General features: G+C 70.4%; 14 protein-coding genes. 7 read left to right on the plus strand and 7 right to left on the minus strand.

The features are described from left to right. Window positions 1–199: 199 nt before the first annotated feature. Window positions 200–391 carry a hypothetical protein gene (locus tag AB0I38_RS13450; protein WP_358466494.1) on the plus strand — a complete coding sequence of 64 codons (192 nt, stop codon included), beginning with the start codon at window positions 200–202 and terminating at the stop codon, window positions 389–391. A gap of 261 nt (window positions 392–652) precedes the next feature. After that, window positions 653–1,888: an NAD(P)/FAD-dependent oxidoreductase gene (locus AB0I38_RS13455; RefSeq protein WP_358466496.1), complete on the plus strand. Its 1,236-nt coding sequence runs from the start codon at window positions 653–655 to the stop codon at window positions 1,886–1,888. A 12-nt stretch (window positions 1,889–1,900) separates the two neighbouring features. Here AB0I38_RS13455 and AB0I38_RS13460 read toward each other — a convergent pair whose 3' ends face one another. Together AB0I38_RS13460 and AB0I38_RS13465 are read right to left on the minus strand one after the other, a co-directional pair. Beyond that, window positions 1,901–4,945, minus strand: coding sequence for a protein kinase domain-containing protein (locus AB0I38_RS13460; protein ID WP_358466498.1), 3,045 nt, complete (start codon window positions 4,943–4,945; stop codon window positions 1,901–1,903). 86 nt (window positions 4,946–5,031) lie between these two features. Continuing rightward, the gene (locus tag AB0I38_RS13465; protein ID WP_358466500.1) at window positions 5,032–6,027 is read right to left on the minus strand and encodes an endonuclease/exonuclease/phosphatase family protein; all 996 of its coding nucleotides are present in this window, start codon (window positions 6,025–6,027) and stop codon (window positions 5,032–5,034) included. 109 nt (window positions 6,028–6,136) lie between these two features. On the opposite strand from AB0I38_RS13465, the gene AB0I38_RS13470 reads away from it, so the two are divergent. Further along, window positions 6,137–6,886, plus strand: a complete 750-nt coding sequence (locus tag AB0I38_RS13470; protein WP_358466502.1) for an SDR family NAD(P)-dependent oxidoreductase — start codon at window positions 6,137–6,139, stop codon at window positions 6,884–6,886. Between the two features lie 157 nt (window positions 6,887–7,043). Here the strand turns inward: AB0I38_RS13470 and AB0I38_RS13475 are convergent, their stop codons facing one another. Next, a complete protein-coding gene (locus tag AB0I38_RS13475; RefSeq protein WP_358466504.1) occupies window positions 7,044–8,261 on the minus strand; it encodes an ABC transporter ATP-binding protein in 1,218 nt (405 codons plus the stop codon). A 178-nt stretch (window positions 8,262–8,439) separates the two neighbouring features. Between AB0I38_RS13475 and AB0I38_RS13480 the strand changes: the two genes are divergently transcribed. Next, the gene (locus AB0I38_RS13480; RefSeq protein WP_358466506.1) at window positions 8,440–9,501 is read left to right on the plus strand and encodes a LacI family DNA-binding transcriptional regulator; all 1,062 of its coding nucleotides are present in this window, start codon (window positions 8,440–8,442) and stop codon (window positions 9,499–9,501) included. Between the two features lie 12 nt (window positions 9,502–9,513). Here AB0I38_RS13480 and AB0I38_RS13485 read toward each other — a convergent pair whose 3' ends face one another. Further along, on the minus strand, window positions 9,514–9,999 hold the full coding sequence (locus AB0I38_RS13485) for a glutathione peroxidase (RefSeq protein ID WP_358466508.1): 486 nt from the start codon (window positions 9,997–9,999) through the stop codon (window positions 9,514–9,516). Window positions 10,000–10,186: 187 nt separating this feature from the next. Here AB0I38_RS13485 and AB0I38_RS13490 point away from each other — a divergent pair, with 187 nt between their 5' ends. After that, window positions 10,187–10,582, plus strand: a complete 396-nt coding sequence (locus AB0I38_RS13490; RefSeq protein ID WP_358466510.1) for a transglycosylase SLT domain-containing protein — start codon at window positions 10,187–10,189, stop codon at window positions 10,580–10,582. A 337-nt stretch (window positions 10,583–10,919) separates the two neighbouring features. Next, window positions 10,920–11,453, plus strand: a complete 534-nt coding sequence (locus tag AB0I38_RS13495; RefSeq protein ID WP_358466512.1) for a transglycosylase SLT domain-containing protein — start codon at window positions 10,920–10,922, stop codon at window positions 11,451–11,453. A 51-nt stretch (window positions 11,454–11,504) separates the two neighbouring features. Here the strand turns inward: AB0I38_RS13495 and AB0I38_RS13500 are convergent, their stop codons facing one another. Further along, complete coding sequence (locus tag AB0I38_RS13500) at window positions 11,505–12,146, minus strand: TetR/AcrR family transcriptional regulator (RefSeq protein ID WP_358466514.1); 642 nt, start codon at window positions 12,144–12,146, stop codon at window positions 11,505–11,507. Window positions 12,147–12,342: 196 nt separating this feature from the next. Here AB0I38_RS13500 and AB0I38_RS13505 point away from each other — a divergent pair, with 196 nt between their 5' ends. Further along, window positions 12,343–13,458: a ferritin-like domain-containing protein gene (locus AB0I38_RS13505; protein ID WP_358466516.1), complete on the plus strand. Its 1,116-nt coding sequence runs from the start codon at window positions 12,343–12,345 to the stop codon at window positions 13,456–13,458. A gap of 76 nt (window positions 13,459–13,534) precedes the next feature. Here AB0I38_RS13505 and AB0I38_RS13510 read toward each other — a convergent pair whose 3' ends face one another. Together AB0I38_RS13510 and AB0I38_RS13515 are read right to left on the minus strand one after the other, a co-directional pair. Then, entirely contained in the window at window positions 13,535–14,581 is a 1,047-nt protein-coding gene (locus AB0I38_RS13510; RefSeq protein WP_358466518.1) for a hypothetical protein, read from the minus strand. Further along, on the minus strand, window positions 14,574–15,113 hold the full coding sequence (locus tag AB0I38_RS13515) for a hypothetical protein (protein WP_358466520.1): 540 nt from the start codon (window positions 15,111–15,113) through the stop codon (window positions 14,574–14,576). The genes AB0I38_RS13510 and AB0I38_RS13515 overlap by 8 nt, the downstream gene beginning before the upstream one ends. Between the last annotated feature and the right edge of the window lie 271 nt (window positions 15,114–15,384).

Raw genomic sequence — 15,384 nt, forward strand, 5'->3', positions numbered from 1 at the left:
CTGAGTATCACTGATTCTCCGGCCGGGTAGTTCCGTCACCGCATCGCGAACAATGCGGTGACGGACCAGCCAAGTTCACGGCATGGAGGACATCCATTGATTTCTCACAGGAGCAGTTCGACCTCACGCTCGCACGCCACCGGTCGGCTGCTGACGCGGGCCGTCGCGGCGGCGATGGCCTGCGAGTCAGGGCGGTGCCGTGTCCAACATCACCATCGCCCCCGACTCCGGGGTGGGGCTCGGTTCGGTCCATCTGGTGATCAAGGCACGGACGGCCGCCGGCATTTACCAGACGTTGTGCACCGTCCAGACGCCGGCCTCCGCCCAGCAACTGTTCCCGGCGACGGGTCCCCTGACCAACTGCACGCCGTGGGCGCCTCTCGCCACCTGACGGACTCTCTGTGACGCTCAGGGCGGGGGTTTCCGGGGCGATCGCCGGGGGACACCCGCCCTGATCGGCGGTGCGGAGCCCGAGTCATGGAAATCGTCGTCATCGAATATTCGGGAGCCTCTGTATCACTCGGGCCCGGTATCTCCGGAAAGTGGAGCATTACACCGCAGTGATGGCGGCTGAATCCCTGCGATGGAGATTTTGGCGCTGCGTGTGGAATGGTATGGATTGTGAGACCACTCGCCCGATGGGGGCCTTGCCATGGTTCAACAGACACGTCCGGTCAGGCCGAGGGTCGTGATCGTGGGGGCGGGCTTCGCCGGGCTGAACGCGATGCAGGAGCTGGGCCGGGGCGACGCCCAGGTCACCCTGGTCGACCGCAACCCCTACACGACGTTCCAGCCGCTGCTCTACCAGGTGGCCACCGGGGCGCTCTCGGCCGGTGACGTGGCCTTCCCCCTGCGGGTGAGCGCGTCCAGGTATCGGAACGTACGCGTACGGGTCGGCGGCATGACCGCCTTGCGGGCCGCCGAGCGGCAGGTGGAGCTCGACGACGGCTCCACCCTCGACTACGACTACCTCGTGCTGGCCACCGGTGTCACCACCAACTGGGCGCGCATCCCCGGCGCGGAGGCCAACTCCATGCCGATCTACTCGCTCGACGACGCGATCAGGATGCGCGAGGAACTGCTGCGCTGCCTGGAGGACACCGCGGCGGGCAGGCGCCGCGCCAGCCACGTCGTGGTCATCGGCGGCGGAGCCACCGGGGTCGAGATGGCGGGCACCATGGCCGAGCTGCGCCGGCGCTGGATCCCGCTGACCTATCCCGAGCTCGCTCCCAAGCAGACGAGCGTCACCCTGGTGGAGCGGTTCGACCATGTGCTCTCGCCGTACCGGCCCCGGCTGCGGGCCAAGGCCGCCAGGGCGCTGCGCAGGCGCGGCGTGCGGATGCTGCTCGGCAGCACGGTCGCGTCGGTCGAGCACGACACGGTCGTGCTGGCGGACGGCACCCGGCTCCCCAGCGACGTGACCGTGTGGGCGCTCGGTGTCGCCGCGCCCCAGCAGATCGGCGGCTACGGTCTGCGCCAGGGCAAGGGCGGTGCCATCGTGGTCACCAGGGCGCTCAACGTCGAGGAGCACCCGGAGATCTTCGTCGCCGGCGACCTGGCGAGCCCGCCCGACCCACTGCCGCAGCTGGCGCAGCCCGGCATTCAGATGGGCAGGCACGCGGCCAGGCAGATCCTGGCCGCCGCCCAGGGGCGGCCCCTGACACCGTTCGTCTACCACGACCTCGGCACCATGGCCACGGTCGGCCGCTGTGAGGCCGTCCTGCAGTTCGACAACGGGTTCGGTCTCAGCGGCCTGCCCGCCTGGGTGGGCTGGATCGCGGTGCACGTCGCCCAGCTCCTGGGCGGGCGCAACCGGCTCACCGTGCTGATCAACTTCCTGTGGAGATACTTCGGCCCGCGCCGGAGCGCCGCCTCCGTCGCCAAGTGAGCGGCCGCGACGTCAGAGCCCGGGCGGGACCTCGAACCGCATCGTCCGGTTGAGCCCGACGCGGATCGTCGAGCCGGGCGGCACGACGACGGGGGAGCCGGGCGGCAGGTCGGCGAAGTCCGGGCCGCTCGGCGTCCGGAGGCCGGTGCCGTTGGTGGAGCCGAGGTCGGTGATCAGCAACTGGTCGCCGTCGGGGACGACGCGGAGGTGGCAGCGAGAGATCGACTTGTCCTGGTCGTCCACCAGGACGGGGGCGACCTCGCCCGCCTCGACCTCGGGCGCGGTCTCGGGTTTGCGGCCCACCAGGTAGTGGCGGTCGAGCGGGAACTCCTGGCCGTCGTCGAGCCGCAGCACGCCCAGCGCGAGCCGCGGCACGCTCACCGTGGATCCCGGCACGCTCACCGTGTGCCGCGTTTCGGTGCCGGAGGGCGGAGGCGGCGGTGTGACCGGGCCGGTCACCGCCCAGATCGGGATCTCCACCGTGGGCGGCTCCATCCGCCGTTCCCGGTCCAGCGCCTCGGCCTCGGGCAGCTCCCGCAGCGCGGTGAGCAACTGCTCGGGATGCTGGTAGCGGTCCTCGGGGCGGAGCGCGGTCGCGCGGCGGATGATGTCGCCCAGCTCGGGCAATCCGTCGAACGCGGCCAGGTCCAGCTTGCCCTGGGCGATCGCGAACAGGACCCTCTGGATGCTCTCGGTCGAGTAGGGGACCCTGCCGGTGAGGGCGTAGTGCAGCACGATGCCCAGCGTGTAGATGTCCGAGCGGATGTCGATGGGTTCATCCTTGACCGCCTCGGGCGAAATGTAGGCGGGGGTGCCGACGAGCATGCCGGCGCCCGTCGCGACCGTCGAGTCGACCAGCCCCTTGACGATGCCGAAGTCGATGATCACGGGGTCGCGGTCGGGGCTCATCATGATGTTGTCGGGCTTGAGGTCGAGCCGGGCGAGGTTCTCGCTGGCCAGGTAGGCGAGGGCGGAGGCGAGCGCCATCGCCAGGCGCACGGCCTCCCGGGCGGGCAGCGGCCCGCCGGTCTCCACCGTCTCGCGCAGGGTGCGGCCCTCGACCAGCTCCATGACCAGGACCAGGCCCACGGCGGGGTCCTCGACGATGTCGAGCGTGGACACGATGCCAGGGTGCCGCAGCCGGGTGGCGATCTTGCCCTCCCTGCGGAACCTCCTGGCGAGGTCCTCGGTGTTGGGCCGGTCGGTGCGCATCACCTTGATGGCGACGTCGCGGTCCAGCCTGGTGTCGTGCCCCCGGTAGACCGTGCTCATGCCGCCCTGCCCGATCACCTCCAGCAGGTTGTAACGTCCGGCGATCCGGCGGTGCGGGACGGGGACCTGCGCGGGCGCCGGTTGGGGGGCCTGCGCCCCCCAGGGCTGTTGCTCGGGCAGCGGGGGGTAGCTGCCGGAGGGCTGCTCCCAGGCCGGCTGGTACGCGGCGGGAGGGCTGGAGGACGGCTGAGGGGACGGCGCGGGTGAGAAGAAGCCGGTCTGCGAGACCGCGACGGGCGGCGCGGCCAGGTCGAGGGCGGCCCGCTCCGCCTCGTTGCCGAACGCGATGCCGAGCAGCGTCCGCTTGACGTCCTCGGCCAGCTTGTAGGAGGTCAGCTGGTTGTCGTCGTCGCCGACCAGCGTGGCGTTGACGCCGGGCTCGCGCAGCACGGTGATGACGCCCTGCCCGGACAGGTGCCGCAGCAGCCGCTCGACCGCCGGTTGGGCGATGCGCAGCAGGGGGTCGAGCTCGGTCTGCTCCGGCGAGCCGACGATGCTCTGCGCGGTGAACGGCTCGCCCTCGCTGCGCAGGATCCAGTCGAGGATGTAGTAGCCGCCGAGCCGCCAGCGGTCCTCGTCGATCGGCACCGGGAACAACCGCTCCCGGCCGGGCTGCCGGAAGTAGCCGTCGGCCAGCTCCTCCAGCCGGGCGTAGAACACCACGCGGTCGTAGTCGGCTCCGTCGGCCACGAGGAACGGCCGGCCACCCTCCCACACCACCAGGTCGCCGAACTCCTGCAGCAACCGGCGCGGCACCCCCCTCGCCTTGAACCGCAGATAACGCACCAGCCGCCGGACGTCGTCGTCGGCGTGCGGCGGCCGCCCGATCACGGCGTCGACCAGCCGCTCGGGCGCGTCCCACGAGCACGGCACGTACATCCGCCAGGCGAACACGCTCTCGTAGACGCTGTTGCCGCGGCTGACGTCGCGGACCGCGTAGTCGTGCAGGTCGGGACCCGCGACCACGAGGAAGTGCACGCCCCGCATGGTGAGGGTGTTCTTGAGGCTGGTCAGCAGTGACTCGACGGCGGCCAGGCCGGAGCTCGCGGCGGTCAGCTTGTCGATCTCGTCCAGCACGATCACCAGGTGGACCCGGCTGGGCGCCGGCCGGGCCCGGCCGCCGAACAGCCGGCGCCGCACCGGCGGCCCCGCCGGACCGCGCCCGTCGAGCAGGTCGATGATCCGGGCCAGGTCGTACTCGACGTCGGCGTCGGAGTAGGTGAGGTAGGACGCCTCGGTGGCCAGCGATCTGGTGCGCTTGCTCGACAGCCCGACCGAGGGCACGACGAGCCCTGCCGGGCCCGCGAGCTTCTGCACCACCTCGCCCATGCCGAGGGTGAGCGAGGTGTTGCGTTCGGTCGCGTCGCCCTGGGTCTGCTTGACGCCGAGTGAGGTGCGGATGTGCGCGAGCATCAGCGCCCGCTGGGCGGCGTCGCTCAGCCGGGGCAGCGCGCCGCGGTCCTGTAACGACTCGTAGACGCGGCGCACCACGGCGAACAGCAGCCGCTCGGGCGTCGTCGGCCGGGCCACGTTGAGCACGATGGGCACGATCAGCCCCTCGGAATCGCCCTCCCGGGCGATCTCCTCCAGCGCCCGCGACACGATCGTGCTCTTGCCCACCCCGCGGAACCCGGTGATCAGGAACGTCCCGCCGCGCGAGCGTCTGAGGCGGTGCTTGAGCTCCTCCACCAGCGCGTCGTTGCCGAGCAGCGGCAGCGCCTGCTCATCGACGTGCAGCGGCTCGTGGATGTAGCGGAACGACTCGGCGAGCGGAACCTTCAGCACTTCGCCCTGCCTCTGCCGGAGGGGACAGCGAGGGATTCCAGCCTAGTCCAGCAGTCGCTCACCGGGAGTTGATCGAGGCATTCGCCTTACGTCGGGGCGGGCAGGCGCAACTCGGCGAACACGCCCCGGTGGTCGGTGCCCGGCACGTCCAGGATCTCGACCTGGGCCACCTCGGCCCGGCGGTCGGCCAGGACGTGGTCGATGGTGATGAACGGCGGCATCCCCCGGCCGTTGGGCCAGGTCGGCACCAGCCCCTTGCCGACCTGTTCGGCGGCGTCGTGGTAGCCCCGGTCGAGCAGGTCGCGCAGGGCACGGTGGTCGAGGCTCGCGTTGAAGTCGCCGGCCAGCACCCGCACGACCTCGTCGGAGGCGGAGGGGAAGGCGGCCAGCGCGCTCTTCCAGTCGGCGGTCATCCGGCCGAGCGGCGGGTTGGGATGGACGGCGACGATCTGGGCGGTCCCCCCGTCCGGCAGGCTGATCGTGGCCGCCGGCATGTTGTGCCCGATCGGGGTGAACAGTCCGTCGAGCGCGGTCAGCGGGTGCTTGGCGAACAACCCGCTCCCGGTGGCGCCGAAGTCGGCCTCCAGCACCCGGTGCGGCATCAGCGTGCCGAGCCCGGCGGCGTCGAGCGCCGTCACCTGGCGGTGGGTGAGCTCCAGCGCGCTGAACACGTCGGGGTCGTACGCGCGGACCAGGTCCACCACGGTCGCCGGGTCGGCCCGCCCGAACAGGTTGATCGTCAGCACCCGCAGCGGGGTCCCCTCCGGAACGGCCGGCCCGGCGAACGCCCTCGGGGCGACGGTGACCGTGAAGGCCACGCAGGCGGCCAGGGCCACGCAGGCGGCGGGCCGGTTGCGGGCCACCAGCAGCAGCGCCGTCAGCGCCGACACCACCACCGCGAGCGGCGTCAGCGTCATCAGCTGCGTGACGAACGACCCCTGCTCCAGCCCGGTCAGCCGGACGATCGCCCACAGAGCGAGGAACGTGGCGAACGTCCAGGACGGCCAGCGGCGCCTGCGCCGCTTCGGCCGCGCCTCGCCGCCGTCCTCCTTCGCCGCCCCCGCACGTCGCGTGCCGGCCATGATGCTCACCCGAGTCGCCCCGCCCTCGCTTGATCCGCGCTTCCCGATCGACCTTAGACGGCTCGCGGGGGAGGCGAGTCCGCCCGCTCGGGCCCGTTAGGGTGCTGGCATGCCTACCGCACTGATCACCGGCGCGACCTCCGGCATCGGAGCCGCCTTCGCCCGCCGCCTGGCCGCCGACGGGTTCGACCTCGTCCTGGTGGCCCGTGACGAGACCAGGCTGACCGAGACCGCCGGCCGGCTGGGGCTCAGGTACGGCACGAGCGTCCAGACCCTCGTCGCCGACCTCGCCACCGAGGAGGGGCTGACCCGGGTCGAGGAGCGGTTGCGCGAGCGGGTCGACCTGCTGGTCAACAACGCCGGGTTCGGCCACCCGGAGTCGTTCCCCGGCGTGCCGGTCGAGGACGAGGTCCGCATGCTGAAGGTGCACTGTGAGGCCGTGCTGCGACTGACCCTGGCCGTGCTGCCGGGCATGAGGAAGCGTGACCGGGGCGCGGTGATCAACGTCGCGTCCGTGGCCGCCTTCTTCACCCGCGGCACCTACAGCGCGTCCAAGGCGTGGGTGGTCAACTTCAGCGAGTCGGCCGCGGCCGAGCTCGGAAACCCGCGCATCAGGATCATGGCACTGTGCCCGGGGTTCGTGCGGACCGAGTTCCACCAGCGGGCCTCGATGGACATGTCGGCGATGCCGTCCTTCATGTGGCTGGACGCCGACAAGGTGGCCGCCGCGGCCATGCGCGACCTCGCGCTGGGCAGGCGTGTGTCGGTGCCCGGCCTGCTCTACAAGACGGTGGTGGCCGCCGGCCGGTTCGTGCCGCGCGGGCTCGTGGGCAAGGTCTCCGCGCGGATCGGCCGCTGACCGGCACCCGACATCCGAAGGTCCGGGCGAATGGCCTACCCGATGGGCAACGTCCGGGCAAAAGGTCCGGGCAAAAGGGCGGGCCCCGCCGCGGGAGGGGGTCGCGACAGGGCCCTGGCGGCCCGAGCGTGGCTCGGGCCGGGCATCGGGGACGCGGTCAGGCGCCGGTGTTGGCCTCGTGGCCGATGGCCAGGCCCGAGGTCGGGTCGAAGAAGTGCAGGTTGTGCGTGTCGAGGACCAGGTCGATGTGCTGGCCGGGACGCACGTGGCTGCGGGCGTTGACGCGCGCGGTCCAGAGCGACTTGTCGCCCACGAGCGGCAGCGCGGCCTCCTCGTCGTCGCCCGTGTCGGCGGCGGCGACGGTGTCCTTGTGCTCGACGGGCGGGGCGTCGATCAGGAACAGCACGTTGATCTCGGAGCCGAGCTCCTCGGTGACCTCGGCCTTGACGGGAAGGGTGGCCCAGCCGTTGGCGTGGCTGCCGGCCGAGCCGGCGTCCTCGAAGTCGGACGGCCGGATGCCGAGAATGACCTTCTTGCCGATGTACTGGTCGAGGCCCGGCTTGTCGGCGAAGGTGGAGTCGGCGATCGGCAGCTTGATGTCGGCGAAGGTGACGGCGGCGTCGCCGTCGCGGACCAGCTCGGCCGTGACGAAGTTCATCGACGGCGAGCCCATGAACCCGGCGACGAACAGGTTGACCGGCTTGTCGAACAGGTTCTGCGGGGTGTCGACCTGCTGGAGCAGGCCGTCGCGCAGGACACAGACGCGGTCGCCCAGCGTCATGGCCTCGACCTGGTCGTGGGTGACGTAGACGGTCGTGACGCCGAGGCGTTCGTGCAGCGTGTTGAGCGAGGCGCGCATGGAGACGCGGAGCTTGGCGTCGAGGTTGGACAGCGGCTCGTCCATGAGGAACGCCTGCGGCTCGCGGACGATGGCGCGGCCCATCGCGACACGCTGGCGCTGACCACCGGACAGGGCGGCCGGCTTGCGCTTGAGGTAGGTGTCCAGGCCCAGCATCTTGGCGGCCTCGTTGACCCGCTTCTGGATCTCCGGCTTGGGCATCTTGCGAAGCTTGAGGCCGAAGGCGAGGTTCTCCTCGACCGTCATGTGCGGGTAGAGCGCGTAGTTCTGGAAGACCATCGCGATGTCGCGGTCCTTGGGAGGCAGGTGGTTGACCACCTTGTCGCCGATCGCGATCTCGCCGCCGCTGATGTCCTCCAGGCCGGCGATCATGCGGAGCGCGGTCGACTTCCCGCAACCCGAGGGGCCCACCAGCACCATGAACTCGCCATCCTTGATCTCAAGGTTGAGCCCGTTCACGGCCTTCACGCCACCGGCGTAGACCTTGTCGACATTGGTCAGAACGATGGAAGCCATGTCAGTCCTTCACGCTCCAGGGCGGTGGCCCGGATATAGTGCGGGGGTTCCACTTTCGTGGATACGTTTTCAAGCATCTCACCCTGAATCGCCCCTTGGTGTCAATAGCCCGTACGGACAAGGGCTTTCGGGCCTGCAGGGGTTCCGGAAACCACGGAACCATGATGGAATCGTTTCCATGGATGCCAAGCGAGCGACCATCAAGGACGTGGCGAAAGCGGCCGGTGTCGGAGTCGCCACCGTGTCCAGGGTGCTGTCCGGCGGCTCGGCCAGCCCGCGTACCAGGGAGCGGGTGCTGGCGGTCGCGGCGCAGCTCGACTACCGCCCGAGCGCGCTCGGCCGCAACCTGCGCCAGCGCCGCACGGGCGGCATCGGACTGCTCGTGCCCGACCTCACCGACTCCCTCTTCGGCCGGCTGGCCGAGGGCGTGCTGGCCTGCGCCCGCTCGGCCGGCGAGCCGGTCGTGGTCGGTTCCACGGGTGACGACCCCGAGCAGGAGGCCGAGCTGATCGGCATGCTGCTGGAGCAGAGCGTCGACCGGCTGATCGCGGTGCCCTCGGGCGACGCCGACGCGTGGGGCCCGGCGGTCAAGGCGGGCATGACCGTGGTCTTCGCCGACCGGCTGCCCTCCGAGGCGCCGGGCGACGACGGCGATCCCGGCGCCACCGCCGACCTCATGCTGCTCGACGGCCTCGCGCCCGCTCCGGTGACCCGCGCCGCCGACGTGCCCGCCGTGCTCGCCGACGACCGGGCCGGCATCCGTACGGCGGTGCGCTATCTCAGGGGGCTCGGCCACCGGCGCATCGCGTTCCTCGGCGGCCCCGGCCACGACCGCCGGGTGGCGGCCTTCCGCGAGGCGGTGGGCGCGCCCGTGGACGAGGGGCTCGTGGTGTTCGCGACCGGCAGCCGTGACTCGGCCTACGCGGCCGCCTCGGGCCTGTTCCAGAGCCGCCCCGACCTGACGGCCGTGCTCGCCGCGGGCAACGTGCTCGGCGAGGCGGCCGTGCTCGCCGCCCGCGAGCTCGACCTCCGGGTGCCGCGTGACGTGTCGCTGGTGATGTACGACGACGTCCCGTGGGCGGAGCTGTGCGCGCCGCCGCTCACGGTGATCGCCCAGCCGGCGCGCGACATCGGCTACCGGGCGGCCGAGTTGGTGCTGCGCTCGGGGAGCCGCCGGCCGCGCGGCGTCGTGCTGCCGACGGAGCTCATCGTGCGCGGCAGCTGCGGCCCCCGGCGCTGACCCGCCGAGGGGTCAAAGGACCTTCTCGATGGCCGCGATGACGGCCGGGTCCTCGGGCGTGGTGGTCGGGCGGAACCGGGCGACGACGGCGCCGTCACGGTCGACGAGGAACTTCTCGAAGTTCCACTGGACGTCGCCGGCCTGGCCGTCGGCGTCGGGGGTCTCGGTCAGGCCGGCGTAGAGCGGGTGCCGGTCGGGGCCGTTGACGTCGGACTTCTCCAGCAGCGGGAAGTCGGCGCCGTAGGTGGTCGAGCAGAACTCCTGGATCTCCTCGGCCGAGCCGGGCTCCTGGCCCATGAACTGGTTGCAGGGCACGCCGACCACGGCGAAGCCGCGCGGGCCGTACTCCTGGTGGAGCTTGACCAGGCCGCTGTACTGCGGGGTGAGGCCGCACTTGGAGGCCACGTTCACGATCAGGACGGCCTGCCGGCCGACCAGCTCGCCGAGCGTGGTGGGGGTGTCCGCGAGGGTGCGGACCGGGATGTCACGAAGGCTCATGATCTGACCCTACAGAACGAGTCACCCCCGATTTTGTGATGCTTTACACATTTACCCGACATTACCCCTGAACAGGGATATATCGAGATCTTCAGTGACGATCTATTTTTTCAAGGTCAATTAGCGACAAACGGTGTAAGTCCGGCAAGGTGGCGCGGTCCCCGAACCCGTTCGAGAGGGAACCCGCATGCCGATGCTCCGCCGTACATCCGCTCTGCTCCTGTCCGCCACGCTGGTGGCGACAGGCGGGGCGACGGCCGCACAGGCGCAGACCTCCCAGGCGAGCAACCGGAACAAGACCATCGCCAAGCCCATGGCGGCCAAGCGCGGCTGGACGAAAGGCCAGTTCAACTGCCTGGTCAAGCTCTGGTCGAGGGAGAGTGGCTGGAACCACCGCGCCGGCAACCGCTCCGGCGCCTACGGCATCCCGCAGGCGCTGCCCGGCCACAAGATGGCCACGTCGGGCCGTGACTGGCGCACCAACCCGAGGACGCAGATCGCCTGGGGCCTCGGTTACATCAAGAAGAGGTACGGCTCGCCGTGTCGCGCGTGGGGCCATTTTCAATCCCACCGCTGGTACTGATCCAAACCCCAGGCGCGCGCCCGTTTCCCGCAAAGCCGGGGTCTGCCCGCCGCCGGGCCGTGCCACGGCGGTCCAGCGAGACGGCCACGAGTGCCGAACGATCAGGCAAACACCTGTCTTCCGCGTGTCACAGTGTGCGACCGGTGGCCACGGAGCGTAATAGAAACCCGCTAGAGGACACGTCGCGGAGCCCTCCGGGCCGCCCAGCGAGATCGGGCGGTTTCAGGATTCCGGAGCGGCCGCGCGGACCCTCCACGTCCGAGCCACGGACGCGGACCGGCAGGGCGCCCGGACAGCCGGGCGCCCGTTCGCACGCGACCCGACAGCGAGGATCGCAATGGACAGCAAACACGCTCGGCGCGGCGCACTCGTCGTGATGGCGACGGTCACCGCGTTCGGCGGGACAGTGACGACGGCCCAGGCCGAGTCCGAACTCCACATCGACACCGTGACGACGGGCCGGACCGAGTCCGAGCCCCACATCCATGAGGGACTCTGGAAGGCCCCCGTCGTCAAGCAGCGCGTCTGGCGGACCACCGCCGTACCCGCGGTCGTCCCCAGGCAGCCGTTGAGCAGAAACAAGAAGATCGCCCTGGACCACGTCGTCCAGAGGTCCTGGTCCTACCGGCAGTTCCGTTGCCTGGACAATCTGTGGACCAGGGAGAGCGGCTGGAACCACCGCGCACAGAACTCGTCATCAGGCGCCTACGGCATTCCGCAGGCCCTCCCCGCCGGAAAGATGCAGGGGGCGGGCAGCGACTGGCGCTCGAATCCGGAGACCCAGATCCGCTGGGGCCTGACCTACATCAAGGGAAGGTACGGCCGCCCGTGCGGCGCCTGGGGTCACTTCAGATCGCACAACTGGTACTGACGGCAGCCGTACAGGGGAAGGTACGGCTGCCCGGACGGAGGGCATCCGGGCTCACCGGGTGCCCTCCCTCCTCTGTGGATGCACGGCGATGGCCTGGATCAGCAGCTCCACCCCGAACTCGTACTCGGCCTCGTGGTCGCAGCTGCGCAGCAGCGACGACAGGGCGCTCACCTCGGGGAACAACGTGGCGTCGACCTCCTCGACCGTGTGCCGATGGTCCGGCGCGAACGTGGGCGTCACCCCGACCTCGCGCAGCAGCGACCCCACGATGAAGGCGATGAACATCCGCAGCACCCGGACCGCGTGCACCCCGTCGAACCCGGCGCTGCGCAGCGTGGCCAGCGCCCGCTCGACCGGCAGCAGCCCGGCGGTCGAGCGCAGCTGGCGGCTGACGACCAGCATGGTGGAGCGGGGATGGCCGTGGGCGATCTGCCGGAACGCGCGCGCCTGCATCCGCACCCTGTCGGTCCAGTGGGCGTCGGGGTCGTCGGTGAACTCGATCTCGCTCAGCACGGTCTCGGCGACGCCGTTGAGCAGCGCGTCCTTGTTGGGCACGTGGTTGTAGAGCGACATCACGCCGAACCCCAGCTCGGCCGCGATGCGCCGCATGGACACCGCGTCGGCCCCCTCGCGCTCGATGAGGTCGATCGCCGCCGCGATGATGCGCGCCCTGGACAGGGGCTCCGTGGCCATCGAACTCCTCGGGCGCGAAGAAACGTGATCCGCGGCGATCGCCTGGGAGGCTCCGGCCGCGGCGGGGCGAGTTCCGCCGCCTCCTGGAGTATAAGAGCGCCCCGTGGGGGCGGCGGCTGACCTATTGACGCGTGTACGGCGTACGTGCAAGCCTCCAAGAGACGTACGGTGTACGTAACCCCCCTGCGGAGGTCAGATGTCGACGCACGATCTCTACACGATCCCCGCCGAGCTCTCCACCTGGGACGTGGAGATGGCCGGCACCAGCAAGTTCACCTGGGAGTACGACGACGGCCGGGATCGCATGCTCGCCTTGTACCAGAAGGGCAAGGACAAGCAGTGGGACTCCACCAAGCGCATCGACTGGGATCTCGAGGTCGACCCGTACAACGTGCTCGGCATCTCCGACCAGACGATCGCCATCTATGACACCCCCTTGTGGCACAAGCTGAGCGAGCAGCAGCGCAAGGACGTCCGGTTGCACGGCGCCGCGTGGCAGTTCTCCCAGTTCCTGCACGGAGAGCAGGGTGCGATGATCTGCTCGGCCAAGATCGTGGAGTCGGTGCCCGACCTCGACTCGAAGTTCTACGCTGCCACCCAGACGATGGACGAGGCCAGGCACGCCGAGACCTACGCCCGTTTCCTGCAGGACAAGGTGGGTCTGGCCTACCCCATCAACCAGCACCTCAAGGCGCTGCTGGACTCCACGCTCAGCGACTCGCGCTGGGACATGCCCTATCTCGGCATGCAGGTGCTGATCGAAGGGCTGGCGCTGGCCGCGTTCGGCGTGATGCGCGACATCACCACCAGGCCGCTGCCCAAGCAGATCCTCGCCTACGTCATGCAGGACGAGGCCAGGCACGTCGCGTTCGGGCGGATGGCGCTACGCGACTACTACAAGAACCTGTCGGAGACCGAGCTGCGCGAGCGCGAGGACTTCGTCATCGAGGGCTGCTACCTGATGCGCGACCGGCTGCGCGGCGCGGAGAGCTGGGAGCACCTGGGCCTGTCGAAGCAGGAGCACGAGGACGTCATGCGGGCCACGGAGAACTCCGACTATCTCCGCCTGTTCCGCTCGCTCCTGTTCAGCCGCATCGTCCCGTGCGTCAAGGACATCGGCCTGTGGAGCCCGCGCCTGCAGCAGGCGTACGCGGACATGGGCGTGCTGGAGATGGCGGGGCAGTCGCTCGACGCGCTGATGAAACAGGACGAGGACATCGCCGACAAGCTCGACGAGGTCCGCTTCGCCGAGGAGGAGACCGAACGGCACGAGGAGGTCGCGGACACGATCTCCCTCGGCTCCTCCTCCTGACGGCCGGCCTCCTGACGGCCGGCCCTCCGTCGGCCGATCTTCCGTCGGTCGATCTTCCGCCGGCGGGGCGCGACAGTCAGACGAGGTTCTCCTGCGGGTTGGCGTCCGCGATCCGGCGGCGCATCCGCCGGCGCCGCACCCCGAGGATGATCGCCGTGGCGACCAGGGCCGGCAGCCCGGTGAGCGTGAGCACCAGCGTCGCGGGCGAGTCCAGCGAGGCGGCCAGGCCCCAGCCCCCGGCCGCGGCCGGGAAGGTGAGCGTGCCGTCGGCCGTGCGCTCGACCCGGCCGCTGCGCAGCGTGAGGCTGACCTTCCACGGTCCCTCCGGAAGGTCCTCACCGAGCATCGCCGAGACGTTGCCGCGGTCGCCGGGCGCCAGGGTCGTGCCGCGGTCGACCTGGAACGGGCCCGCGCTGAGCTCGCTCGGACCGTCGGAGAGCGTGATCTGCCCCTCGATGTCGATGGCGCGCTCGCCGGTGTTGGCCACCTCGGCCACGATCTGCGGGCGCCCGTCCTCGGTCCGGTGGGGGATGATGTCACCGATCTTGAAGTCGGTGGGCGGCTCGCCTCCCGGCCCGACGTCGAGCAGCGTGCGGATGCCGATGCGGTTGACCAGCGCGACGTTCTTGTCCCCGCGCGCGGGCCCGGATGACACCTGGGCCCAGATGACGGCGTAGCGCTCTCCCTTGCCGGCCCACTCCGGCACGGTGATGGTGGCCTTCACCGTCTCCCTGCCGTGCGGCTTCAGGACGATCTCGGGCCGGTCGACCGTGATCCACGAGGTGAGCTCGTTGGTGACGCCGGCCGGCTCGAAGGTGAAGCGTGCCTTGCTGATGCCGGCGGCGCCCGCGTAGACCTGCGCGTGCACCGGTTTCGGCGAGGTGCTGGTCACCTCGACCCGCCGGGTGATGGTGGCGCCGGGGTTGACGTGGTCGACGATGTAGTTGCGGGCTCGGGGGTCGTCGACGCGGCTGGCGGGGATCTCGGCCAGCCTGATGCCGATGGTGCCGTTCTCCGGTCGCTTCGGACCGTCGGCGAGGGCCGCGGGAGCGGTGGCGAGCCCCTGGAGGAGGAGGGCGAGCAGCGTCGCTGACGCCGCTCGCCGGATACGCGGGTCAGGCAACGGAGTGGCTCACCGTTCCGGTGTAGGTGCCCTGCACCGCCTGCGCGGGAACGTCGACTTCGATGGTCGGGACCCAGGAGGCGGAGTTGTTGCCGGAGCCCGAGACCTTGCTGAACGCGGTGCGCGGGTTGTTCAGCGACTGCCGGGACGCGGCGTTGGGCTGTCCGGGAACGAACGCGGCGGCGGGGGCGCCGGAGATGTTCGTGGCGGGGCCGGACCAGTAGAAGACACTGCTGGCCGGCACGGTCTCGGCCGCCGTGCCGGCGCCGGTGGTGAAGCTCGTGGCCGAGACCGTCGCGGTCCAGGTGGCCGAGAGCGCGGCCCGCGTGTCGCTCACGGCGACCGTGCCGATCGGGCCGCTGATCAGGCCGCCGGGCTCGGCGCCGCCGATGCTGACCGGGCCGTTGGGCACGGTGATCGTCAACCCGTCACCGGAGGAGACGGCGAAGGTCACCGTCGTCGGGCACGTGGTGGACGACGGGCAGGTGTCGGCGCCGACCGGCATCATCACCGCCATGGCCGCCAGTGTCACGGCGACACCTGTTCCCACAGTAACGAAACGGCTCATCAGCACTGCCGATCCCCCCATTGAGCTCCGGCCTGGTCATGGCCGCCCGTATGTGATCACATCCTGCTCCTGTGGTGTTGATCGGAAACCGTCGACCACACGCACCTGACAACTCCTTTGTCATGATCTGGTGCTCCTTGGAGCAATGATCGAAACCTGTGGATCTGACGGGAAGGGGTGTACCTTCCCGAATCATCTGATCAAGGTTTCGAGATAAGGCCGACGCGCCAACGTC

It is taken from the genome of Nonomuraea cavernae (assembly GCF_040655715.1).
GTDB lineage: Bacteria > Actinomycetota > Actinomycetes > Streptosporangiales > Streptosporangiaceae > Nonomuraea > Nonomuraea cavernae_A.

What these genes read in the sequence shown, in the direction of transcription:
- AB0I38_RS13495 (WP_358466512.1), top strand. Translation starts at nt 10,920, where the DNA reads ATGGACAGCAAACACGCTCGGCGCGGCGCACTCGTCGTGATGGCGACG.
- AB0I38_RS13485 (WP_358466508.1), bottom strand. Translation starts at nt 9,999, where the DNA reads ATGAGCCTTCGTGACATCCCGGTCCGCACCCTCGCGGACACCCCCACC.
- AB0I38_RS13465 (WP_358466500.1), bottom strand. Translation starts at nt 6,027, where the DNA reads ATGGCCGGCACGCGACGTGCGGGGGCGGCGAAGGAGGACGGCGGCGAG.
- AB0I38_RS13500 (WP_358466514.1), bottom strand. Translation starts at nt 12,146, where the DNA reads ATGGCCACGGAGCCCCTGTCCAGGGCGCGCATCATCGCGGCGGCGATC.
- AB0I38_RS13475 (WP_358466504.1), bottom strand. Translation starts at nt 8,261, where the DNA reads ATGGCTTCCATCGTTCTGACCAATGTCGACAAGGTCTACGCCGGTGGC.
- AB0I38_RS13505 (WP_358466516.1), top strand. Translation starts at nt 12,343, where the DNA reads ATGTCGACGCACGATCTCTACACGATCCCCGCCGAGCTCTCCACCTGG.
- AB0I38_RS13490 (WP_358466510.1), top strand. Translation starts at nt 10,187, where the DNA reads ATGCCGATGCTCCGCCGTACATCCGCTCTGCTCCTGTCCGCCACGCTG.
- AB0I38_RS13470 (WP_358466502.1), top strand. Translation starts at nt 6,137, where the DNA reads ATGCCTACCGCACTGATCACCGGCGCGACCTCCGGCATCGGAGCCGCC.
- AB0I38_RS13480 (WP_358466506.1), top strand. Translation starts at nt 8,440, where the DNA reads ATGGATGCCAAGCGAGCGACCATCAAGGACGTGGCGAAAGCGGCCGGT.
- AB0I38_RS13455 (WP_358466496.1), top strand. Translation starts at nt 653, where the DNA reads ATGGTTCAACAGACACGTCCGGTCAGGCCGAGGGTCGTGATCGTGGGG.